Annotated in this window: 24 protein-coding genes; 19 read left to right on the top strand and 5 right to left on the bottom strand. The window is 40.7% G+C overall.

What is annotated here, in order from left to right:
• Positions 1–121: 121 nt before the first annotated feature.
• Both V5739_RS16480 and V5739_RS16485 read right to left on the bottom strand, forming a co-directional pair.
• Positions 122–733, bottom strand: a complete 612-nt coding sequence (locus tag V5739_RS16480) for a hypothetical protein (RefSeq protein WP_423819065.1) — start codon at positions 731–733, stop codon at positions 122–124.
• On the bottom strand, positions 730–1,497 hold the full coding sequence (locus tag V5739_RS16485) for a hypothetical protein (protein WP_423819066.1): 768 nt from the start codon (positions 1,495–1,497) through the stop codon (positions 730–732). The genes V5739_RS16480 and V5739_RS16485 overlap by 4 nt, the downstream gene beginning before the upstream one ends.
• Positions 1,498–1,687: 190 nt before the next feature.
• Between V5739_RS16485 and V5739_RS16490 the strand changes: the two genes are divergently transcribed.
• The 12 genes from V5739_RS16490 to V5739_RS16545 all read left to right on the top strand — a co-directional run bounded on the left by V5739_RS16490 (position 1,688) and on the right by V5739_RS16545 (position 10,923).
• Entirely contained in the window at positions 1,688–2,287 is a 600-nt protein-coding gene (locus V5739_RS16490; RefSeq protein ID WP_423819067.1) for a SatD family protein, read from the top strand.
• The gene (locus V5739_RS16495; RefSeq protein WP_423819068.1) at positions 2,284–3,000 is read left to right on the top strand and encodes a DUF3307 domain-containing protein; all 717 of its coding nucleotides are present in this window, start codon (positions 2,284–2,286) and stop codon (positions 2,998–3,000) included. Before V5739_RS16490 ends, V5739_RS16495 begins: the two co-directional genes overlap by 4 nt.
• 31 nt (positions 3,001–3,031) lie before the next feature.
• Positions 3,032–3,169, top strand: coding sequence for a hypothetical protein (locus V5739_RS16500; RefSeq protein WP_345598686.1), 138 nt, complete (start codon positions 3,032–3,034; stop codon positions 3,167–3,169).
• A gap of 278 nt (positions 3,170–3,447) precedes the next feature.
• Entirely contained in the window at positions 3,448–4,938 is a 1,491-nt protein-coding gene (locus tag V5739_RS16505; protein WP_423819069.1) for a S41 family peptidase, read from the top strand.
• A 390-nt stretch (positions 4,939–5,328) separates the two neighbouring features.
• Positions 5,329–5,484, top strand: coding sequence for a hypothetical protein (locus tag V5739_RS16510; protein WP_423819070.1), 156 nt, complete (start codon positions 5,329–5,331; stop codon positions 5,482–5,484).
• A 118-nt stretch (positions 5,485–5,602) separates the two neighbouring features.
• Positions 5,603–5,794: a carboxypeptidase-like regulatory domain-containing protein gene (locus V5739_RS16515; RefSeq protein WP_423819071.1), complete on the top strand. Its 192-nt coding sequence runs from the start codon at positions 5,603–5,605 to the stop codon at positions 5,792–5,794.
• Positions 5,795–6,061: 267 nt separating this feature from the next.
• Positions 6,062–6,580 (top strand): hypothetical protein, encoded by a 519-nt coding sequence (locus V5739_RS16520; RefSeq protein ID WP_423819072.1) that lies wholly within the window; start codon positions 6,062–6,064, stop codon positions 6,578–6,580.
• A 102-nt stretch (positions 6,581–6,682) separates the two neighbouring features.
• A complete protein-coding gene (locus V5739_RS16525) occupies positions 6,683–7,696 on the top strand; it encodes a hypothetical protein (RefSeq protein ID WP_423819073.1) in 1,014 nt (337 codons plus the stop codon).
• A gap of 113 nt (positions 7,697–7,809) precedes the next feature.
• Positions 7,810–8,445: a hypothetical protein gene (locus tag V5739_RS16530; protein ID WP_345598690.1), complete on the top strand. Its 636-nt coding sequence runs from the start codon at positions 7,810–7,812 to the stop codon at positions 8,443–8,445.
• A gap of 78 nt (positions 8,446–8,523) precedes the next feature.
• Entirely contained in the window at positions 8,524–9,849 is a 1,326-nt protein-coding gene (locus V5739_RS16535; protein WP_423819074.1) for a 2TM domain-containing protein, read from the top strand.
• Complete coding sequence (locus V5739_RS16540; protein ID WP_423819075.1) at positions 9,849–10,160, top strand: 2TM domain-containing protein; 312 nt, start codon at positions 9,849–9,851, stop codon at positions 10,158–10,160. The genes V5739_RS16535 and V5739_RS16540 overlap by 1 nt, the downstream gene beginning before the upstream one ends.
• 13 nt (positions 10,161–10,173) lie before the next feature.
• Positions 10,174–10,923 carry a LytR/AlgR family response regulator transcription factor gene (locus V5739_RS16545; protein WP_423820506.1) on the top strand — a complete coding sequence of 250 codons (750 nt, stop codon included), beginning with the start codon at positions 10,174–10,176 and terminating at the stop codon, positions 10,921–10,923.
• A 156-nt stretch (positions 10,924–11,079) separates the two neighbouring features.
• On the opposite strand, the gene V5739_RS16550 is transcribed toward V5739_RS16545, so the two are convergent.
• On the bottom strand, positions 11,080–11,745 hold the full coding sequence (locus V5739_RS16550) for a response regulator (RefSeq protein WP_423819076.1): 666 nt from the start codon (positions 11,743–11,745) through the stop codon (positions 11,080–11,082).
• Positions 11,746–11,997: 252 nt separating this feature from the next.
• Between V5739_RS16550 and V5739_RS16555 the strand changes: the two genes are divergently transcribed.
• The 3 genes from V5739_RS16555 to V5739_RS16565 all read left to right on the top strand — a co-directional run bounded on the left by V5739_RS16555 (position 11,998) and on the right by V5739_RS16565 (position 14,347).
• Complete coding sequence (locus tag V5739_RS16555; RefSeq protein WP_423819077.1) at positions 11,998–13,083, top strand: endonuclease/exonuclease/phosphatase family protein; 1,086 nt, start codon at positions 11,998–12,000, stop codon at positions 13,081–13,083.
• Between the two features lie 208 nt (positions 13,084–13,291).
• Positions 13,292–13,609 carry a hypothetical protein gene (locus V5739_RS16560; protein WP_423819078.1) on the top strand — a complete coding sequence of 106 codons (318 nt, stop codon included), beginning with the start codon at positions 13,292–13,294 and terminating at the stop codon, positions 13,607–13,609.
• A gap of 270 nt (positions 13,610–13,879) precedes the next feature.
• Complete coding sequence (locus tag V5739_RS16565) at positions 13,880–14,347, top strand: DinB family protein (RefSeq protein WP_423819079.1); 468 nt, start codon at positions 13,880–13,882, stop codon at positions 14,345–14,347.
• A gap of 65 nt (positions 14,348–14,412) precedes the next feature.
• On the opposite strand, the gene V5739_RS16570 is transcribed toward V5739_RS16565, so the two are convergent.
• Complete coding sequence (locus V5739_RS16570; RefSeq protein WP_423819080.1) at positions 14,413–15,126, bottom strand: arylesterase; 714 nt, start codon at positions 15,124–15,126, stop codon at positions 14,413–14,415.
• Between the two features lie 60 nt (positions 15,127–15,186).
• Here V5739_RS16570 and V5739_RS16575 point away from each other — a divergent pair, with 60 nt between their 5' ends.
• From V5739_RS16575 to V5739_RS16590, 4 genes are all read left to right on the top strand, one after another.
• Complete coding sequence (locus tag V5739_RS16575; RefSeq protein ID WP_423819081.1) at positions 15,187–15,870, top strand: ABC transporter ATP-binding protein; 684 nt, start codon at positions 15,187–15,189, stop codon at positions 15,868–15,870.
• Positions 15,857–18,400, top strand: coding sequence for an ABC transporter permease (locus V5739_RS16580; RefSeq protein ID WP_423819082.1), 2,544 nt, complete (start codon positions 15,857–15,859; stop codon positions 18,398–18,400). Before V5739_RS16575 ends, V5739_RS16580 begins: the two co-directional genes overlap by 14 nt.
• Positions 18,401–18,617: 217 nt before the next feature.
• A complete protein-coding gene (locus V5739_RS16585; protein WP_423819083.1) occupies positions 18,618–19,625 on the top strand; it encodes an LLM class flavin-dependent oxidoreductase in 1,008 nt (335 codons plus the stop codon).
• Between the two features lie 92 nt (positions 19,626–19,717).
• Entirely contained in the window at positions 19,718–20,506 is a 789-nt protein-coding gene (locus V5739_RS16590) for a PhzF family phenazine biosynthesis protein (protein ID WP_423819084.1), read from the top strand.
• Between the two features lie 29 nt (positions 20,507–20,535).
• On the opposite strand, the gene V5739_RS16595 is transcribed toward V5739_RS16590, so the two are convergent.
• Positions 20,536–23,031 carry a glycogen/starch/alpha-glucan phosphorylase gene (locus tag V5739_RS16595; protein ID WP_423819085.1) on the bottom strand — a complete coding sequence of 832 codons (2,496 nt, stop codon included), beginning with the start codon at positions 23,029–23,031 and terminating at the stop codon, positions 20,536–20,538.
• Positions 23,032–23,179 lie beyond the last annotated feature (148 nt).

Genomic DNA, 23,179 nt, shown 5'->3' on the forward strand with positions numbered 1-23,179 from the left:
AGCTATAGATCGAAAGAATTGTGCATAAAAAAACCCGACTATAGCCGGGCTTCTATCAGGGAGTTTAATACTCTTATTTTCTTTCTGAAGAAGTGTTTGTGTCCTTCAGACGCTTTTTATATTAGTCAAAGATCTTAAGGTGTACTGCTTTTGTTACTTCAGAAAAATATATTGTTCTAACAGAACCTGAAGTAAAAGAAATAGTTTCCTCTTTTACCATATCATTATTCTCGAAAATATCGAGGTACTTGCTCTTGTTGAACTGTGGCCGCACAGGTGTACCAGCAGAAGTCTTTATAAATTTTAGATTTTGATCCATTACAAGTTGTACAGGCCGGGAAGAATAATAAAAATACAGGTCGTTATCTTCCCCTACATTTGGACCAAAAGGCAAATTTGGTTTTGATATTTGCATTTGCTGCATCATCATATTTTGAAACATGGTGTGGTGCCACCACCAGTTATAATGGTAAAAATACTCGTAGGTAGCTACACAATCAAGGTTGATCAACAGGGTATTTTCCAACCCCTCGTTTACAGCTGCAGTAAGGCTGAAATTCTTCCTGGAACTCTTCTTAATCACCTTTTGTAGTTCGTCATTAGTCATATATTCCTCCCGCAGTTTTAATTCTCCCAATAACTCCTGACTTTCAATATCGTATGTTCTAAGGATCAAATCTTCTCTATTGTTTATAAAAAGAAAAGCTTTGTTCTGGTAGATATAAGAATTCACTTCCTTAACCTTTTCAATATCTTTAAACTCTGTACTAAAAACATTATGTCTCCACTGGCTGGGTCAACGGTCAAAATGAAATACTCCTCTTCAGATTTGTAATCAAAAACTAATTTATCACCCGAATAGTAAAGTTTTGAGGGTAAAATTGAACCATGTTCTACAAATTCTTCCGTATTAATGGTTTCCGGTTTCTCTTTAAATAATTTTTCTATGGTCTCTTTTGAAACGTTAGTAAGGTTCAATGTTGTTTTTTGTGGTTCCCCGGCTCCCAAAATGGTGACTACTTCAACCTGGTCATCCTCTTTGTTCAGCAAAAAGGTTTTCTCTTTGGTTCTCAAAAGAAGGTAAGGTTCTTTGAAATTGGCCACTGTAAATTGCTGCACATCGCCATTAAGAGTATTAAACTCCAGGATCTCCAGATTTTGTTCTTTTCTTTTTCCCTGCTGAAGAAGTAACGTGAGCATGTCATCTTTTAAATGATAGGAAACTACAGAAGGTTCTTCTTTAAAAACCGAGGTCTCTAATGCAGTGATGTTTCTGTGGGCATCTATAAAAAAAGGTTTAACTATATAATGATCATCTTTCTTGTTCTTCAAAAACAAAAGATGCACAGAAGTCTGCTGATCAATGTCTCCTGAAAAAGTACCAGTCAATTTTTCATCCTCCTGAAGCCGAATTACCAATTCCCCGTCAATGGGACGCGAAGTAGCAGGTAAAAAAGCAAGAACAAATAGAAGGCAAAAGGCGTAAAGTGATTTCACAAGTGTAAATTATAAAATTTCGTTAAAAATAGTAATTCAAGTGATATATGGATCATCTGATCTTTAAAACTATAGCTTTTTTTGAGCCTCCAACTCTCAGTAATATTATCGGCTTTAATTCCGATAATATAAATTATCGGGTTATAAGCCTATATTTGCATATATCGGATATTAACCCGATATTTAAACTATGAAAGCAGTAATCACAGGAGATATTGTAAATTCAAGAGCCGAGCCGGCAGCACACTGGCTTCCTGTTCTTAAGGAAATACTGGAGCAGTACGGCCAGGAACCTCAGGAATGGGAAATTACCAGAGGCGATAGTTTCCAACTTATTTTAGATCCTGAAGAAGCCCTTTATGCTGCTTTCCAGATCAAAGCGGGAATTAAGCAACTTTCGGGGCTTGATGTAAGAATGGCAATTGGAATTGGAGAGCAGGAGTATAAGGCCAGGAAAATTAGTGAATCTAACGGCTCAGCATTTATTCGTTCGGGAGAATGCTTTGAAAATCTAAAAAAGCAACATCTGGGAATTCGTACAGGAGATCAGGAAAAAGACGAAACTTTCAACCTGCTCTTTTCCCTGGCCCTGCTCACTATGAACAACTGGAGTGCTACTGTAGCCAAAACCATTACTGTTTTTCTTAAATTCCCGGAAAAGAGTCAGACGGAATTGGCTCAACAATTAAACAAATCCCAAAGTAGTTTAAGTGAAGCCTTGAAACGGGGTGGGTTTGACGAAATCATGCAGCTTGAAGACTTTTATCGTAAAAAATTTGATCGCCCATGACAGCACTTGCTTTAAAATTGCTTTTGGCTCACCTCCTGGGTGATTTCCTGTTACAACCCGACAGCTGGGTGGCTCAAAAAAGGCAAAAAAAACATCGTTCTCCTCTACTCTACGCTCATATTGCCATTCACTTCTTTGTAATGCTGGCGCTGCTGGGCTTCAACTTCACTTATTGGCTGGGCATGCTTATAATTGTGGTCACTCACTATTTTATAGACCTGCTTAAGCTACATCTTGAGGAGCATTACCACAAAGGAAAACTGTTCATATTTGATCAGGTAGCACATATACTGGTTATTGCTGCAGTAACCTACAGCTACCACGCATTTACCATAGAACCGAGGGAATTTCTTCAGCCTGTGGTACTGCTTTTCATTACCTGCATAGTATTTCTTGGTCCCGTGGCTGCAATCATAATGAGGCTGTTAATGAATCGCTGGGTTTTGCCTGAAGACAAAGAAAATGAATCCCTGCCCCAGGCCGGCAAATATATTGGAATGCTTGAACGCCTTTTGGTCTTTGCCTTTATCATCATACAGCAGTGGCCGGCAATTGGCTGGCTCATTGCAGCCAAATCAATCTTACGCTTTAGCGACCTTACCCGTGCTAAAGACAGGAAACTTACCGAATACGTACTTATTGGCACCCTGCTAAGCTTTTCCCTGTCAATTGTTACGGGCCTTATTTATTTTTATGTGAGAAATAGTATCTAAAATGATTTTACTATTTTAGAAAAAAATAATTATGTCGGGTACCGCATGGGGTTTTGCCATTATTTCAGGAGTAGTTTTAATTGCTGTTGCTGTGTACACTGTGATCAAGCTTAGAAAGCAGGTACACAAAAGAGAACAGGAAGAGCAAAAAAAGAATGATTTAAACTGAACATTTCTGAAATTAAATTACCTCTCAAAAAAGGCATTTTTGACACCTAATTTTTCACTGGTTACTTCGGAAGAAATTATTTTGAATTCGGAAGGAAAATTTTACCTGGTTTAGGTAAATTTGTAAGGTATCACTCCTGAATATTTCAGAAGCATTTGCCCTTTCAAGCCCGTAATAATCTTAGCCTACACCATTTAACTTATTCTGGCACGGTTGCTGCTTTAAAGTAAACACACAGCTTTTTAAGTATCTACCTAACTACTAAAACTCACATTTATATGAAGATTAAAAACTTCACCTTACTATTTGCCGCGTTTGCCTTCATTTTCACATCCTGTTCTAAAGATGATGAAGTTCTTGAAAAAGAACCTACATCGAAGAATCCTGAGGAAAATGTGGTGGCACAGGAGCTGGAAGTCGAAGACTTCATCTATTCGGGAATGAACGAGATCTACCTTTATAAAGCAGATGTTGATGTTCTGGCCGATAATTATTTTAATTCTGAAGATGAAAAACTCGATTATCTTGCTGGCTTCAGCACTCCGGAATCCCTTTTTGAGAGTCTTAAGTCTTCCAGCGATAAATTCAGCTTTATTACAGATGACTATAAGGCGCTTGAAGATCAATTTAACGGCGTAAGCAGCAGCACAGCTGGAATGGATTTTGGTCTGGGTAGAATTACCGGTACCAATTACCTCTTCGGATTTCTTCAGTATGTTATTCCTAATACTCCTGCTGCCGAAGCCGGTCTTACCCGCGGAACTGTTTTTACAGAAATAAACGGAGAAAAAATCACCTTAAACAACCTCGAGTCTCTACTCGATTCAAACTCCCTCACCATAAACATTGGAAAAGTGGAAAATAACACGCTGGTACTTACAGACGAAACTGTTACTCTTGATCATTCCTCATACACTGCAAACCCGGTTCAAGTGGTGAAAACTCTTGAAGTAGACGGGATACAGGTGGGATACCTAATGTATAACAGCTTTATTGGGAACTTTGATGACGAATTGAACCAGGCTTTTGGCGAACTTAAAAGCCAGGGCGTTGATGAACTCATTCTTGATCTTAGGTACAATGGCGGTGGAGATGTAGAATCTGCCGTAGATCTTGCCAGCATGATCACAGGTCAATTTGAAGGAGAGGTATTTATGCAGGAAATGTGGAATGAGACTTACCAGAAATATTTTGAAGAAAATGCTCCCGAAAGACTGCTGAATCTATTTGACAGCAAAATAAGAACCGGTGAGACCATAAACAGTCTTAACCTTTCAAAAGTGTATGTTTTAACTACAGTGAGTACAGCTTCGGCCAGTGAACTTATCATCAACGGACTTGAACCTTACATTGAGGTAGTACAGATAGGCGAAACAACAACTGGTAAATTTCAGGCTTCGGTAACCTTGTATGACAGTGAAGACTTTTCAAAAGATACCGAAGTTAATAAGAACCACACCTATGCCCTACAGCCGCTTGTACTAAAATCGGCCAACGCCAATGGAAAATCCGATTACTTTAACGGCTTGAAACCCGATGTAGAAATGAGGGAAGACATTAATAATCTTGGAACACTGGGAAGTCCCGATGAACCATTTTTACAGGCAGCTTTAAACCATATACAGGGAATCTCAACAGCCGCCGCAGCTTCTGCCCAACAAAAAAGATCAGAAAGCACCCTGAAAATTGTAGGAGACGGAGAAATGTTTGAACCTTACTACCAGAGAATGTACCTTGATAAGGTGCCTGCGATTATCAGAAGAAAATAACCAGAATTAAAAGAACTCAAATCTCTCTAATCCAATTAGAGATTGACAATCAAGAGGCTTCGAAAGGAGCCTCTTTTTTTGTGAGCAAGCCACTGAGAGAATAACACAAAGAAATTTAGTTCTTATCTAGTCTACACCTTTCTGTGGAAAAATTCATCATTTTTTGTTAATCTATTGTCTAAATCCCCATGTTCAGCCATTATTATATGGAGAAATTTACATATCGACAGGGTTGTATGAAACCACTTACACAAAACGCAATCTATTGTAAATAAGGAGTTTAAGCCTCTTCACCATATATAGCTTTAGGTGTTTCATAGTATTTATTCTTCTTGCTTCTTCAAAATGGAATTGGTATTGCTTCTATAGCTATAACCAAATACCACAATTATGAGATTAAGAGAAAAACGATTATACAAAAAAGTTTTCCTTGAGGCATATCTTGCACAAATCAACTGGGATTGGCTATTTTTGAAAGGACAATTGATCTTCACCGGAATTATTAGTCTTGGAACTATAATTTTCATCTTCTGGTTTTTGCTCTAACTCTACCCAGAAAAACTACTTTCCTCTAAAAACACACTTCATCTTTAAAATCCTTCAATTCAGTAGAATTTAGTTCTGCAAACATTGTAAGCTGTTCATCTTTATAAAAATTAATAAGATGAAGTCGGTATTTACATTGTTGGGAATGGTCCTTACATTTTCGTTGCAGGCCCAGAATCAAATTTCCGGAAAAGTAACCGACCGGAACGAGCAGCCAATTGCCGGTGCCAACGTTTACCTGGAAGGAACTTATGATGGTGCCACTACAAACTCTTTTGGAGAATTCTCTTTTTCTACCAAAAACAGGTAAACACTGCGCAGCACCTGTTTATAAAGCTCAGGGAAGATGTTACGGCTCTTGATGCTGAACTCTTAGCGCCGGCACATTTTCTGCGGGAGATAACTCTAAAGTCACTGTGTTAAAACCTCTTGATGTAGTTACCACGGCAGGGGTGGCAGGAGATCTTATGGCCGCTTTACAAACCCTTCCCGGCACTCAGCCGGTAGGAGAAGATGGCCGTCTTTTTGTGAGAGGAGGTACAGCCGGAAAACTTCTGTATTTATTGATGGGCTCAGGGTGTTCCGACCCTATACTTCTTCTGCTAATAACCTACCCAGTCGCGGGAGATACTCCCCTTTTCTTTTCGACGGAATAACTTTTTCTACAGGTGGCTATTCAGCCGAATATGGACAGGCACTCTCAGGGGTTTTACTCCTGAATACTATTGCCGAACCAGACCAAACTGAAACCAATATTTCGCTCATGAGTGTGGGTGGCGGGCTGGGGCACACTCAAAAATGGCAAAAATCTTCCCTCTCTTTAAATACAGGTTACATCAACCTTTCCCCCTATCTTAAATTGGTGCCCAATAATGAGCAGGCAAAATTTAAAAAACCATACCAGAGTTTTAGCAGTGAAAGTGTTTACAGAAAGCACAGCAAAAATGGCATTTTTAAGTGGTATACAGCTTATGAGCTTACCAACCTCGAAGTACTACAACCCGATATTGACCAACCCCAGCCGGTAAACTTTAGCCTGAAAAATGAAAACCTCTACACCAACCTTTCCTACAAGTCGGCTCTTGGGAATGGCTGAAGTTTTAACCCCGGAGTAAGCGCCTCATACAGCCACAACAAATTTAATATAGACCTCACCCAAATTGAAAATCGGGAATTGGCTGCAAATTTAAAACTGAAAATGAGCAAAAGGTTCATCAATCGCATCAAACTTCACTTCGGAGGAGAGTATATCTATAAAACTTTTTCTGAAGATTTTATTGCTTCTGAAAACCCTGAAGAGCTTCAGATTAAACCGGAAGTTTCAGCAGGATTTGCTGAAGCCGATTTTATATTCAGTAAAAAATTTGCGCTCAAAACGGGTTTTCGAAGTACTTATCTGGACTTAAGAAAACAGTTTTACTGGTTACCCCGACTTTCAATGGCTATGAAAACCGGAAAAGACGGACAACTTTCCCTGGCCTACGGACAATACCTGCAACAGCCTGAAAATGATTTACTGAAATTTGATCAAACCCTAGCTCCGGAGACCGCTACACATTACATTTTGAATTATCAATGGAGCCGCCCCGGTTACATTTTACGGGCAGAAGCATATCACATAGAATACAATGATCTCGTTAAGTTCAATACGCCCGAACCCGGCTATAATAGTGCTTATACCAATGAAGGATACGGTTACGCCCGTGGTGCTGATTTCTTTTTTAGGGATGATAAAAGTGTCGAAAACCTGCAGTATTGGATCTCTTACAGTTTCATTGACTCACAACGGGATTTTAGAAATTACCCGGTAAAGACCACTCCTCAATTTGTCGCCAACCACACAGTATGCCTGGTGACAAAATATTGGATTGAGGAATTAAGGAGTCAGGCGGGTCTTACCTATACCTTCGCTTCGGGAAGGCCTTATGAAGATCCCAATACTTCAGGATTTATGAATAGGAAAACGAAAAACTACAATAGCCTCAGCTTTAACTGGGCATATCTACTTAGTCAGCAAAAGATCATTTATTTCTCTGTCTCCAATGTTTTGGGTAGCAGGAACGTCTTTAACTATGATTACGCAAAAACGGCTGACGAAAATGGCATTTTTGAGAGGCAGGCAATTACCCCGGCAGCCGATAGGTTCTTCTTTGTCGGGTTCTTCTGGACCATCAGCAGTAATAAAAGCAAAAATCAACTGGAAAATCTCTAAAGGTTTCAGCTCATCATTAAAATATTACAGTTCAGTAAAAATGAATTCAGGCTTGAACAAAAAAACTGCAATTTCGAAATACATTTTAATATTAACCGTAAAACCACCTCATTATGCAAGCATTTATCATCACTATCGCCCTCTCCCTTTTTACTGCTATTGGTTTAAACGCCCAGACACAATATGAGCAGGAAATGACCAGAGCCCTGGAGTTATGGGAAGATCAAAAACCCGAAGAGGCAGCCAATCTTTTTGAACGTATTGCCGGCGCCGAAGCAGAAAATTGGCTTCCCTATTATTATGCATCACAAATTAAGATCGTAGAAAGCTTCCCTGTGACCAACAGAGTCCAAAAAGAACAAATGCTTACAGAAGCCCAGAATTTACTTGACAAAGCAAAAAACCGCAATGCCGATAAAGTAGAGATCATGATCCTTCAGGCCATGTTACACACCTCAAGGCTAACCATAGACCCTTCAACCTACGGAATGAAACTGGCGCCTGTGATTTCAGGAATTTATTCTGAAGCTTCTAAATTAGCCCCAGACAACCCCCGGTTATTTCTCTCAAAAACTGAATGGGATATGGGCACTGCAGCATATTATGGTGAAGACCCCACTAAATATTGTCCTACTTTAGAAGCAGGGCTTGAGCTCTTTGCAGAAGAAGATCACGCTCCCACAGTGGCTCCCGCATGGGGGGAAGAAAGAATGAAAAAGCTCATTGAACAGACATGTAACAACAAGTAGTCTTTAACAGTACCCCAGAAAAAATATATTTAAAAAACCGGAAAAGAAACCGAAATTAGCTCATCTAAATACTAAAAAGTGAAAGAAATCCTCAAAATCATAAAGATCTCAATTATTATTTGTGCAGGACTCGTTCTCATAAATAGCCTTTTTGGTGCACACCGTTGGGAAAACATAATGGACTGGAGTGTTTGGGGAACATACTTTTTTTATTCTTTCGTTCTTACTGCCCTAAACTCCACATACTTCAACCTTTTTGCCAGGAAGATTGGATGGCAGGGAGCGAATTTAATGAGGATTATTTTGGCAGCTGTAGGTTCAATTGTGCTTACAATGATAGGCTTTTTTCTTTGCAGGCTTATAGATGAGACGCTTTTCCAGGGCTTCACGGTACAGCATTTCTTAGCCAATGAAAAGCTGAGTTATTATCTTTTTCCCTTATCCTTAACTGCCTTTATATCGCTTATTTTTCATCTGGTGTATTTTTATAAAGCACTTCAGGATAAAAGAGTTACAGAACAAAAAATTATTGCAGGAAATGCTTCAGCTAAATTTGAGAGCCTTAAGAATCAAATTGATCCGCATTTTTTATTCAATAGTCTTAACGTACTTACTTCCCTTATTGAAGAAAATCCGGAGCAGGCACAAAAATTCACTACCGGTCTTTCCAAGATTTACAGGTATGTACTGGAGCAAAAAAACAAGGAGCTGGTAGACCTTGAGGAGGAAATTAAATTTGCGGTGACCTATATAAACCTTTTAAAAATGAGGTTTGAAAACAGCATTTATTTTGAGGTTCCCGGGCAACTGTCTTCCCCGGAAGCCAAGGTTGTTCCGTTGTCTTTACAACTCTTGCTCGAAAATACTATAAAACACAACGTAGTGAGTGAAAACAAACCTCTGCGCATTAAAATATTTGAAGAAAACGGTTACCTGGTGCTGGAGAATAACCTTCAGGAAAAAGATGTTTTACAAAAACGTGCGGGGGTAGGGCTACAAAACATCGTTAGCCGGTATGGTCTTGTAACCCGACGGGAAGTCCAGATTATTAAAGACTCACAGAAATTTTCAGTAAAAATTCCGATACTTACCAAACAAATCAACATCATGAAAACAGAAAATATATCAGAAAACAATGCATATTTTAAAGCTAAGCGACGAGTAAAAGAGATTAAGGAATTCTACGGTAATTTAATCTCTTACTGTCTCGTGATCCCTGGGCTCGTTTTAGTTAACTACTATACTTATTGGGACTTCAAGTGGTTCTGGTTTCCAATGGCAGGCTGGGGTCTTGGACTTGTAATTCATGGCTTCTCGGTCTTTGGTTACGGTGCCAACTGGGAAGAACGAAAAATACAGGAATTGATGGAAAAAGAAAAACAATGCACAAAAACCTGGAACTAATGGAAACAAATGATAAATCCTTTCAGTATCAACTCGCTCAAAAGAGGGTGAAAAAAATTAAAGGATTTTATGTCCACATGCTGGTGTACCTGTTTATTAATATTGCCATTATTGCAGTGAATACAAGAGGAAAAGGCTTAATTGAAGGCATGCAGGATCTGGGTAATTACTTCACTGCCTTCTTTTGGGGAATTGGACTATTTTTTCATTGGTGGAATGTCTTTGGTCCCGATGTTTTCTTCGGAAAGAACTGGGAAGAGCGAAAAATCAGGGAGCTTATGGATAAGGAACAGAGAAAGACCTGGGAATAAATTTTTATAGATGATACAAGCAGTTATTGTTGAAGACGAAAAACCATCTGCGCGAAGGTTGCAGCGCATGCTGGAGAACCTGGGAGTAAAAGTAAGAACCACCCTGCATTCTGTTGAGGAAGCCCGCGATTGGTTTTTAGAAAACCAGCACCCCGATTTAATCTTTTTGGACATACAGTTGAGCGATGGGCTTTCCTTCGAAATCTTTGAAGATATTGAGATTAAAAGTCCCATAATATTTACCACTGCCTATGACGAATATGCACTGCAGGCTTTCAAGCTAAATAGTATAGATTACCTCCTGAAGCCTATTGATGACGAAGAGCTGGCAGCCGCTGTTAAAAAGTTTCAAAACAACCATCAAAAAAGAGGCGTTAATGTAAGTTTTAATGAGCTGAAATCTCTACTAAACATTTCCGGTTCAGATTTTAAGAAGCGTTTCTCCATACAGGTGGGGCAGCATTTAAAACTCATAGATGTTTCAGAAGTTGTTTGTTTTTATTCCGAAAATAAAGCCAGCTACCTCCATACTTCCGGAAACAGAAGCTACCTGCTGGATGGCAGCCTGGACAAGCTGGAGCCTGAATTAGATCCTGAAAAATTCTTTAGGGTAAGTAGAAAATTCATAATCGCAATGGAGGCTATTGAAGACATACTCACCTATTCAAATATGCGGCTTGAAGTAAAACTGAAAAATTACAATGAGGAACAGATCATAGTAAGCCGGGAACGCGTGAAAGATTTTAAAGATTGGCTGCAGTAATTGTGAAGTATTCCTGTTTTCTATACGAAATCATATCCATGAAGATATCTCGATAAGAAAGTAAAAGCTAAAAAAGAAGCCGCCTTCTCTACGAGCATTCCGGTTACCCTACATTCCCGGAAGCATGGCAGAAAATGACGGCCTTTCTTTATCTAGTTAGATCAATTTAAGATCTTTCAATATACCCACTAAATGTGGGGTTGTATTGGCTCCAAAATCTTCGCGAAGCTCTTTTAGTCTTTTTTCTATAGAACTCCTGCTGTTTGGTGTGATTCCCCTTGTTTTAAAATCCCCCTCTATTTCATCCTGCGTGTAACCTGTAGCAATAGACTTTAAAAGTTCCATCTCCCAGTCTCCCAGAATTAAAATAGTGTCGTCTCTCAAAAGTCTTTCAATACGCAAAGAATTGTACTTATCACCTTTGTTGACCGCCTGAATTGCTTCCCTGAGGTCGCGCATGCCATGCCGGTCTTTAGAGACATATCCATCAATATTTCCCGATTCCCAAAGGGTACGAACAGTTTGTGGATTATCTTCAATAGTGTTTACCAACACCTTTAAATCGGGGTCTTCTTCTTTAACCGCGGAAATCAATTCTTTACCTGACCTTAATTTCTCAGGACGATGATCGGGCCTGAAAGAAAGGTCGCAAATAAGAAGATCAAATGGACTCCCTTCCCTTTTTGCCTTTTTAAAAAGCAACCAGGCTTCATCGCAATATTGGGCATGTTCTACCGTGCATATTCCAAGATCATTCAGTAATCCGGTGACTGCCAGGTTAATACTGTCAATATCTTCTGCTACAAGTACCTTCTGAAACATCGCTCTTTGAACAGGTAAACCCACTTTAATGACTTTCTTTGCCCCAAAATTAAGACAAACAATTCAGGTTCTATTACGGAAAACCGTAATTCACTAAAAAAAACGAAAACGTTTGAGATTTTTTATTTCAATATTTCCCGCTGCTGCACCCTTAGCAGCTTGAGTTTAAAAGAATTCAGCAAGAAAAGAACTGTGCAGGTTTTCAAATAAACACAAAACAGTATATTTGAAGCAGCCATCTTAAACAAGAATATGAATATTGCAGAAGTAACTGCTTACATCCTCAGTTTTATTATCCTGTTTCCCACAGCGGCCTCAATAAGCCGATTTGACCAGTGGTGGATTAGAGATTTCGATTTTCCCAGATTGCAGATAAGTGTTCTTATCCTTGCGGTGATCATCTACAATGCCGTAGCTTTCGACTTTAGTTCTATATGGGAGACGATCATAACCGTGGTGGTAGGATTAAGTTTTATTTACCAGGCAACAAAGATCTATCCCTACACTTACCTGGCTTCAAAACAGGTAAAAGTATACCGGGGAAAGGAGGTAGAAAGACAGGTGTCAATACTTGTGAGCAATGTACTTACAACCAATACTAAATACGATAAGCTCGTTAAACTCATAAATCGGGAGAACCCCGACCTTGTTCTTACCCTGGAAAGTGATAAAACATGGGAAAAAGAGCTAAGTCGTATAGAAGAAGAATATCCCTATACGGTGAAAATTCCGCTTGAAAACCTCTACGGAATGCACCTCTACTCAAAACTTGAGCTGGAGGATATTGATGTTAAATATATCATTTCAGAAGAAATTCCTTCAATCCACGGTAAGGTAAAACTAAGATCGGGAGAAAAGGTCAATATTCACTGTCTTCACCCCAAGCCTCCAAGCCCTTCAGAAGATGATACTTCTACAAACCGCGATGCAGAGCTACTGCTGGTTGGAAGAGAAATAGATGGTAAAAATTCTACGCTCGTCTTTGGAGATCTTAACGATGTGGCCTGGTCAAGAACCACAAAACTTTTCCTTCGTTTAAGCGGACTTCTTGATCCGCGTATTGGTCGTGGCTTTTACAATACTTTTCATGCAAAATATCCCGTTTTCAGGTGGCCGTTAGATCACGTTTTCCACAGCAGCGATTTTCTGCTGCTCAGCTTAAAAAGACTGGAAAAAATGGGGTCAGACCACTTCCCTATGTTCATTAAACTTGTCTATCAACCTGAAGACGTAGAGAAAAATGGCAATGGTGAAACCGAAGAACCCGATGAAGAAGAAAAGGAATGGGCCGAAGAAAAAATAGACAAAGGCCAACATCCTGAGTCACATCAACCCTGATTATTCTTTATAGTTTTTTATTTTTATTCGGAAGTTGGCAAACATTCCCCACATGAAGAAACTCCATTAATTTCTCCGGCTAACGTCAAAATTCTGGATTTTTTTCATAAAAAAAGGACCCTGAAAGTTGGTGAGAGCCGACCATTGAAAGGTTTGGAACAAATAATAATTAAATTTGACGTTAGTCAGAATTTAATGAAACCCAATTATGAAGATTAAATTCAACGAAAACGAAAAAACAATTGAAATTAAAGACGGATTAAAACAACAATATTTTCTAATGAAAATGGCGTTGATTTTTACTTCAATTAATTCTCTTCTTTTTCCTCTGTTCGTATTAAACGAAAAGCAGTTAAAATGGATGGGGTTTATTTGGATAATCCTTGGAATAACTTCAACGGGCATTCTTATTTATCAGCGACTAAAGAAAACGGCATCTGACAAACTTGATATATCGGACATCAGTATGCTAACTGAAAAGCAAATTTTTGGACGAAAAAGGTTCAGCCTAAAACTGAGAAATTGAAAGTTTAGAGATTTAATGGAGATGAAGAAAGAATCTGATATTATAGAAATGAAAAAGTTGTTTGAAAAGGTTGGAATTAAAACGACCTGAATAAAAAACGATTTACCAACAATGCCTATCCAAAAATGGCTTTTTGAAGAACTAATTTCCTACATTTATTACCATAAGAAACAGCCGGTTTTAACTGAAGGTAAACACTTCCTTATTCCGCACTTGCGTTACCCTTGACGTTAGCTGTAAGATAAAAGATATTTTTTAAAATTTAAGAAAATGACCCAATCGGAACTTATAATTTTAAATCTTACAGAAATAAAGCAAAAAAGTATTAAGATTTGGAAAGCACTTCCTAAAAGCTATTACAATTGGAAACCTGACGAAAAAGCAATGACTGCAATAGAAATGGTCAGGCACGTTTTAGAAGCCGATTATGGATGGAATATTATAATCAACAATGGAAGTATGTTGAATTATAAAACACCATGGGAAAATAGACCTTTTCTTAGTGTTTCTGACGAACTGGAATTTGCCGAACCCTATAGAAAAACATTTTTAGAAAGTATTCAAAAATTTTCTGATCCCGAATTAAGTGAAACCCATATTATTCATCCCGGAAATGGAGAAATGAAAATCCTGGGAAAATACTTGTTAAGAATAGGTTATCATGAATCTGTTCACGCAGGCCAATTTCTTTCTTACTTAAGAGCAATGCAAGTTAACCGCCCGGGAATATGGGACTGAATAATAAAAGCACTACAACTAATAACACATTGCGAAAGACCTGTCAAAAATGGCATTTTTGACACCTAATTTTTTTCTGTAATTACCTGCTCAAGAACTTCCCACACGTTCATAGCTACAATATCATAACCTTCGGCTGTTGGGTGAATCCCATCCTGCTGGTTAAGCGCTGGATCACCTGCCACTCCTTCCAGTAAAAAAGGAATAAGATGAACATTGTTTTGCCGGGCCAGTTCGGGGAAGAGTTCCTTAAAATCTGTAGTGTATTCTGTTCCTAAATTCGGTGGGATCTGCATTCCGGCAAGGACGATCTCAACATCAGGATTTTTTTGCCGCACCATCTCAATAATGGCCTGCAGGTTCTTCCAGGTCTCCTCTACCGCGATGCCGCGAAGGCCATCATTAGCACCAAGAGCCAGTACAAAAACATCAACCTCCTTGTTAAGCACCCAGTTGATCCTGTTCTTTCCGGCCGCAGTGGTTTCTCCGCTGAGTCCGGCATTTACCACTCTGTAATTAAGCCCAAGGGAATCGATGATCTTCTGAATTTCTGCCGGGTAACCTTCAGCAGGATCAAGACCCATGGCTGCGGTAAGGCTGTCTCCAAAAAACAGAATAGTACCAGTGTCTCCAGCATCTTCAGGAGCATCAGTATCTTCGGTTTCATTTTCAACTTCCGAAGCAACATTTATCTCAGCCTCATGCGCTTCTTTTTCGGTTTGTTTACAGGAAGAAAATAACAGCAGTGTCAAAAATGGCAAAAACAACAGGTTTCTCATGGCTACAGGCTTGAAGTGAAAATCATTTCTTATTTTGCTTTTTTTGAAAGCGAACTAAAGATGACAAAAATATTGAACGTGCACAACCTGAAGAAAAGCTTTTCGAGCGGCTCGAAGTTGCTTACCGTGCTCCACGACATAAGCTTTGATGTTGAAGAGAAAGAAACCTTTGCTATTGTGGGGCCTTCGGGCAGTGGAAAGACCACCTTGTTGGGGCTTTGTGCCGGGCTTGACAGGCCCGATAGCGGCAGTATTGAACTCTGCGGCACCGGGTTGACTGCGCTTTCAGAAGATGAGCGGGCAGTACTCCGCAATCAAAAGGTAGGGTTTGTCTTTCAGGATTTTCAGTTACTTCCCACTTTAACGGCTTTAGAAAATGTCGCTGTACCGCTTGAGCTACAGGGTGATAAAAATGCTTCGGAAATTGGAAAAGATCTGCTCGAAAAAGTTGGCCTGGGCGGCCGATTTGATCATTATCCTTCACAGCTTTCGGGCGGTGAACAACAGCGGGTAGCAGTAGCCAGGGCTTTTTCGAACCGGCCCACCATCCTCTTTGCCGATGAACCCACAGGAAACCTCGATGCCGAAACAGGAGAAAAAATTATTGAATTGTTGTTTGAGCTCAACAAACAGGCAGGAACCACGTTGATCATCGTAACGCACGACCTTGAGCTCGCAAAAATGACACAGCGTATTCTGCACCTCAAAGGTGGAAAAATTGTAGAGACTCATGAGCAGCACTAACACCGGGAGCTTCTATTGGCTAATAAAAATGGCCTGGCGCGACGGAAAAGCAAGTGGCCGCAAACTGAGCCTTTTCATGGCCTCGATTATTTTGGGTATTGCTGCCGTGGTTTCTATACAATCTTTTGGAGAAAGCCTTAAAGACAATATCGCCCTGCAATCTAAAGCCATGATGGGTGCCGATTATAAAATTGACCTTGACCAGGCTCCCACTCCTGAAGTACTTTCTATCATTGATTCTTTAGGAGGTGCCCCTGCCAGGGAAATAAGTTTTACCTCGATGGCTGCCTTTCCTGGAAATGGCACAACCAGGCTGGTGCAGGTAAGAGGAATTGAAGGCGATTTCCCTTTTTATGGAGAGCTGGAAACCCGCCCTGCTACGGCAGGAAAGACTTATCAGCAAACCGGTGGCGCTTTGGTTGATGCCACTGCAATGCGCCAGTTCAACTTAAACCCCGGAGACAGCATTAAAATAGGAAAAGTAACCCTACCTATTGCCGGAGCTTTAACATCCATTCCCGGCAGCAATTCATTCTTTAGCTCTGTAGCCCCACCTGTTGTTATTCCTCATCATCTTATAGAAGAAACAGGCCTGATCCAAACCGGGAGCCGTATCTCTTACGATTATTATTTCACCGCAGCAGCAAATACAGACCTTGAACAGCTGGACGAAGTACTGGACCCGCAACTGGACAAACTGGAAGCCGATCTTGACACCCACACCGCTACCAGTGAAAGACTTGGCAGGCGTTATGACAACTTCGGGAAATTTCTCAACCTCGTGGCCTTTATAGCCTTACTTCTTGGGTGTGTAGGAATTGCAAGTGCAATAAATATTTACATTAAAGGTAAATTGAAATCGGTTGCAATCCTGAAATGCCTGGGAGCAACAAGAAGGCAGTCTTTTATGATATACCTCCTTCAAATTGCGACTATGGGCGTTCTTGGTGGTATTACTGGCACTATCGCAGGCTTACTTTTACAGCAGTTATTCCCATTACTGCTCGAAGGTCTTTTACCGGTAAGCATTCAGGTTAGTTTTAAACCTCAAATTATCATTTTAGGGATCTTGCTGGGGCTGTTTATGGCAGTTTTATTTGCTTTAATTCCGCTTATTGGCACGCTGTACGTCTCCCCATTACAGGCCCTACGAGTGCAAACAGACAGCAACCCTAAAAAAGGAAAAGCAAAACTTGCTGTACTGGCAGGCATTTTTCTCTTTATCCTTCTTTTCTCTTACTGGCTGCTGCAAAACTGGAAGTATTCTTTGGCATTTGTGCTGGGAATTGTTGTAACCTTCTCAATACTTGCGGGCGTTGCCACACTATTTATGAAGTTAATTAGAAGAAATTTCCCTGCCGCCTGGGGCTTTCCGGCAAGGCAGAGCCTTCAGAATCTATTCAGGCCTCAAAACCAAACCCTAACCCTGGTACTGGCCATTGGGGTGGGAACCTTTTTAATTAGCACACTCTACTTCACTAAAGATGTTTTACTTGCCCAGGCTTCTTTAGATGCACAAAAGAACAGCCCAAATATGATCTTGCTGGATGTGCAGACGGGGCAGGCTAAGGCGGTGGCACAAACAATAAAGAATAGTGGGAGTCCGGTACTTAATGATATTCCCATTGTTACCATGCGCGTACAAAGCATTAAAGGAAGAACCGTAAACCAGATAAGGGAAGATTCTACCTCGGCGATTAACCGTTGGGTGCTTAATCATGAATTCAGGGTGACCTATACCGATTCCTTAAAAAATTCTGAAACCCTTACCGCAGGAGAATGGATTCCCAGGGTTGATGATACTAACCTCATCCCCATATCAATAAGTGACAATTTTGCTGAAGATGCACAGGTGGCAGTTGGAGATAAAATTTCCTTCAACGTACAGGGAGTAATGATGAATACGGAAGTGAAGAGTATGAGGGCGGTTGACTGGAGCCAGATGGAACCAAATTTCACCATAGTCTTCCCGCGGGGAGTTTTGGAAGATGCGCCACAATTCCGCGTGATCACTACAAAAGTTCTCAATGATAATGCCAGTGCAGCCTTACAACAGCAACTTGTGAGTTCATTCCCTAATATCTCTATTCTTGATCTCAGGCAAATCATTTCGGTCGTAGAAGATCTCCTGAATAAAATTGCATGGCTCATTAATTTCATGGCCTTTTTCAGCATTTTTACCGGTATCATTGTGCTTCTTGGGGCCGTTCGCACCAGCAAATTTCAGCGAATAAGAGAAAGTGTCTTACTGCGTACCATTGGCGCCCGAAGTTCACAAATTCTAAAAATTCTTGCCCTGGAATATTTTTATTTAGGAACTCTGGGAACATTATCGGGCATCCTGCTTTCCCTGTTAAGCAGTCAGTTGCTCGCATGGCTGTTATTTGACAGTGTTTTTACGCCTTCTGTTTTTCCATTTTTGGTACTCTTTCCGGCAATTACCCTACTGGTGATATTTATTGGGCTTACCAACAGCATAAGCGTAATTAAAAGTCCGCCGTTAGAAGTGCTTCGGAAGGAAAGCTATTAGCGCATGTTGTTATGAGCTGAATTTATTCCGAAGTAATTCAGGTAAAGAAGATCGAAAAAGCACTTTTTTAGAACTTCAGAAAAAGCTTTTGAACTCCTTCTTGTATCTGAATTTTTACCGAATGAGGTATTCTCTATTGAAGCATCAAAAAAAGCTATTTTTCATTCTCTCTTATTCTTCGTATTATCCCGATCTTTGATTAAAACTGAATTTTGCTATGTCTCACAATAACACCTCTATTCCATATTCTATACTAGAACTCGCCAGTGTGGGTGCCGGTTCCTCTATTGAACAAACTTTTAAAGACAGCCTTGACCTTGCCCAAAAAGCTGAAGATATGGGCTATACACGGTTTTGGCTGGCAGAACACCACAACATGGTAAGTATAGCCAGTTCGGCCACATCTGTGCTTATTGGCCATATTGCCGGAGGCACCAAAAAAATAAGAGTGGGCAGCGGCGGAATCATGTTGCCAAACCACTCACCTCTTATAGTTTCTGAACAGTTTGGAACGCTTGGCTCCCTTTACCCTAACAGGATTGACCTTGGCCTGGGAAGAGCCCCGGGTACAGATCAGGTTACGGCACATGCCATAAGGAGTGATCGTATGCAGGCTGTTTATAAATTTCCGGAAGAGATAAGCGAGATCCAGCAGTATTTTTCAGCAGAAAATGGTAAATCGCAGGTGCGGGCTGCAGTTGCCGAAGGAGTTGATGTTCCCATTTACGTATTGGGTTCTAGTACAGACAGTGCTCACGTAGCTGCAGAAAAAGGCCTGCCTTATGCTTTTGCCAGCCATTTTGCCCCGGCACAACTTTTCGAGGCGCTCAATATCTACTACAACAAGTTTCAACCTTCAAAATACCTTGATAAGCCTTACACTATTGCCTGCATTAATGTGATTGCAGCCGACACCGATGAAGAAGCCGAAAATATTTCGACTACCCTCATCAAAATGATGCTGGGCGTAATGACGGGAAATATAGATTATATGCAGCCTCCGGTCAAAATGAACAGCGAATTGAGAGACCTCGCCGCAAATCCTGCTTTCCAGAGAATGCTGAAATATGCCTTTATTGGAAGTAAAGAAACATTGAAAGAGCAAACCTCAAAATTCCTGAAGGAAACAGGCGTAAACGAAGTAATGGTCGCTTCTCACATTTTTGATCATAACGACAGGCTGAAGTCGTATAAGATCTTTTCTGAAGTGATGAAAACCATTTGATTTTTTGCCCTTTTTGGAAGGTATAGCTGTTGAGTAAGGAAAATCCTATTTGAAAAAGCAGAATCCCTGCCGGTTAATTCTTATTTTTAACCATGCAATTACACGTTTATCAAATCAATGCCTTTACAAACGGACTTTTTAGTGGAAATCCGGCCTGTGTAGTACCTTTATCTGAGTGGCTTCCCGATGATCTCCTTCTGAAAATCGCCAGGGAAAATGCCGTGGCTGAAACGGCATTTTTCGTGGATTTAGGCTATACCTTCCACCTTAGATGGTTTACCCCCGAAATGGAAATGGATCTTTGTGGCCATGCAACGCTTGCCACAGCCCATGCACTCAAAGAGATCAGGAAATATCCGGGGCAAAGTATCATTTTTGAGACCTCTAGCGGCACCCTTACGGTAAAGGTAACCGATGATCTATACGTGCTAGACCTCCCGGCAAGAAAACCTGCTTCCACCACCTTACCTCAGCTTCTCAAAAATTCCCTTAACATACAACCACAGGAAATTCTGAAAGCTCGCGATTATGTTTTAGTTTACAACAGCGAACAGGAAGTAAAAGATATTAAGATCGATCGTTCTTATTTTGATCAACTCGAGTTGGGTACCGGCGGCGTTATTGTCACTGCAAAAGGCAGCCGGTGTGATTTTGTTTCCCGGTTCTTCACCCCGGGAGCTTCAGTATTTGAAGATCCTGTTACCGGTTCTGCACATTGTTCCCTCACCCCCTACTGGAGTGAAATACTGGGTAAAAAAGAGATGACAGCCATGCAATTGTCTGAACGCGGTGGCCAACTCTTGTGTAGGGATAAAAAAGAAAGGGTTGAAGTTGCAGGGAAAGCCCGAACCTATTTTGTGGGAAAACTATGGACTGAATAATAGTTCAACCCCTTCTTTTTCTGCTGAAATTATTCCTGGATCTTAACCGGTTTTACCTGCCATATTCTATCACAGTAATCCTGGATAGAACGGTCTGAAGAAAATTTACCCATTCTGGCCACATTCAGAATAGATCTTTTGGTCCATTCTTTTTGATCGTTCCAAACTTTAAAAACTTCCTCTTTTTTAGTACAGTACGAATCAAAATCCTTTAAAAGCTGATATGGATCTTGCTGTAGTAAATTATTGTAAAGAGGTTTGAACAGCTCTTTATCTCCATTCGCAAGTTCTCCCGACACCAAAAAGTCCAGCACCCTTTTTATTTTTTCATTTTCTTCATAATATTGATAAGGCCTGTAACCTTCACGTCTGGTTTGCTGTATCTCTTCTGTAGTTTGCCCAAACAGAAAGAAATTCTCATCTCCCACTTCTTCCCGTATCTCGACATTTGCCCCGTCAAGAGTTCCTATGGTTAGCGCCCCGTTTAGCGCAAATTTCATATTTCCTGTACCCGAAGCTTCTTTACCTGCCATCGAGATCTGTTCCGAAAGATCGGCAGCGGGATAGACTCTCTGGGCCTGTTTGACATTGAAATTGGGCAGAAATACCACTTTAATAAGCTTGTTCACCTCTTCATCGTCATTCACAAGATCGGCCACAGCTGTGATAAGGCGGATTATCAGTTTTGCAAGAAAATAGCCGGGTGCCGCTTTTCCGGCAAAAATAAAGGTAGAAGGGGCAATATTTTCTGTTTTTCCATCTTTGATCCGCAGGTAGAGATCAATGATGTGCAACACCATAAGGTGCTGCCTTTTGTACTCATGTATCCTTTTTACCTGCACGTCAAAGAGCATAGCCGGATCTACCTTCACCCCGGTTTGCTCTTCAATAAACCGGGTTAAAGCTGTTTTATTCTGAAGTTTTACATCCCTCCATCGCTGCTGAAACTTTTCGTCTTTGGCAAATTTCTCCAGTTCGCTAAGACTGCTGAGATTTGTTAGCCACCCGGAGCCGATTTTTTCTGAAATAAGATTGGCTAAACCTGGATTGCTCACTGCCACAAACCGGCGATGTGCCACCCCGTTGGTAACATTAGTAAACTTACCGGGCCATAAATCGGCAAAATCATTCAGCACCTGTGACTTTAAAAGCCGGGAGTGCAGTTCAGAAACACCGTTCACTTTAAAACTTCCTACTGTTGCGAGGTGGGCCATTCTCACTGAAGGCTCTCCCTGCTCATCTATAAGAGACATACGGGCAATTTGGTCACCACTATAACCCTTATCTCTCAATTCTTCCAAAAAGCGGCTGTTGATCTCGTAAATGATTTCCAGGTGCCGTGGCAGTATTCTTCCGAGGAGGGAAACCGTCCACTTTTCAAGAGCCTCGGGCAGCAGGGTGTGATTGGTATAAGCAAAGGTTTGCCGGGTGATGTCCCAGGCCTCATCCCATTCCATCTCATGCTCATCTACCAACAAACGCATTAGCTCGGCCACCGCAATTGACGGGTGGGTATCATTAAGCTGAATAGCGAACTTCTCGTGAAAGTTCTTTAATTCCCTGCCCTGGGTGGTGTGAAGTCTTATCATATCCTGTAAGGAACAGGACACAAAGAAGTATTGCTGCTTAAGCCTTAATTCCTTTCCCGAAAGATTTTCATCGTTTGGGTAAAGTACTTTGGTAATATTCTCAGAACGCAGCTTCTTCTCTACCGCCCGGTAATAATCACCCATGTTGTAGACAGAAAAATCAAAGGATTCTACAGCTTCAGCCTTCCAAAGACGCATGATGATACCGTTACTTTGATATCCTAAAATGGGGGTATCGTAGGCAGTACCTTTGATCTCAGAGTCGGGTAACCAGTCTACTTCATACCGGTTCTGCCCATTGGTACGGTGCTCTGTTCTGCCGCCAAATTTTACGACATAAGAAATTTCGGGACGCACTATTTCCCAGGGATTGCCGCTATGAAGCCACTTATCTGTAGTTTCCATTTGCCAGCCTTCCCTGATCTCCTGTTTAAAAATTCCGAATTCATACCTAATACCGTATCCAATAGAAGGTATTCCAAGGGTTGCCAGGGAATCCATAAAGCAGGATGCAAGCCTGCCCAGGCCGCCATTACCCAATCCGGGTTCACCTTCCTGATCCAGGATCTCATCAAGGTCAAGATCGAGTTCGGCTAAAGCCTCTTTTGTTTCCTCTACAATGTGAAGGTTGAGTAAGTTATTTCCCAGGTGAGGTCCCGGCAGATACTCGGCCGATAAATAAGCAACGCCACGCGCATCTTGTTGTGTGAACTCTTCGGTTGACCTTACAAACTTCCGCAGCGCCCTGTCACGTATGGTTAGGGCCATAGCAGTATAAAGGTCGTTAGGAGTTGTTAAGGCAGGCACTCTTCCAAGATGGTAGAAAAGTTTATGCAAAAAGTCCTTTTTTATGTCTTCTTTACTCAGGCCAACATCACTGGCTCCGGCACCTACCGACTCAAAATAACTCTCTATAGATCTATTGTGTTTTTTCATAGCTGCTTTTTCCAAAAAATAAGAAAAAATTGAAATATGCTGACACAATAAACTAAGTTATAAGATAACTTTAGGACTTTTCAGCTGAAACCATCTCTGCTGATCCTGAAATTTCTTCTGAAGAAAAGGATGTCAAAAATGACATTTT

Source organism: Salinimicrobium sp. TIG7-5_MAKvit, assembly GCF_049569215.1.
Classification (GTDB): domain Bacteria; phylum Bacteroidota; class Bacteroidia; order Flavobacteriales; family Flavobacteriaceae; genus Salinimicrobium; species Salinimicrobium profundisediminis.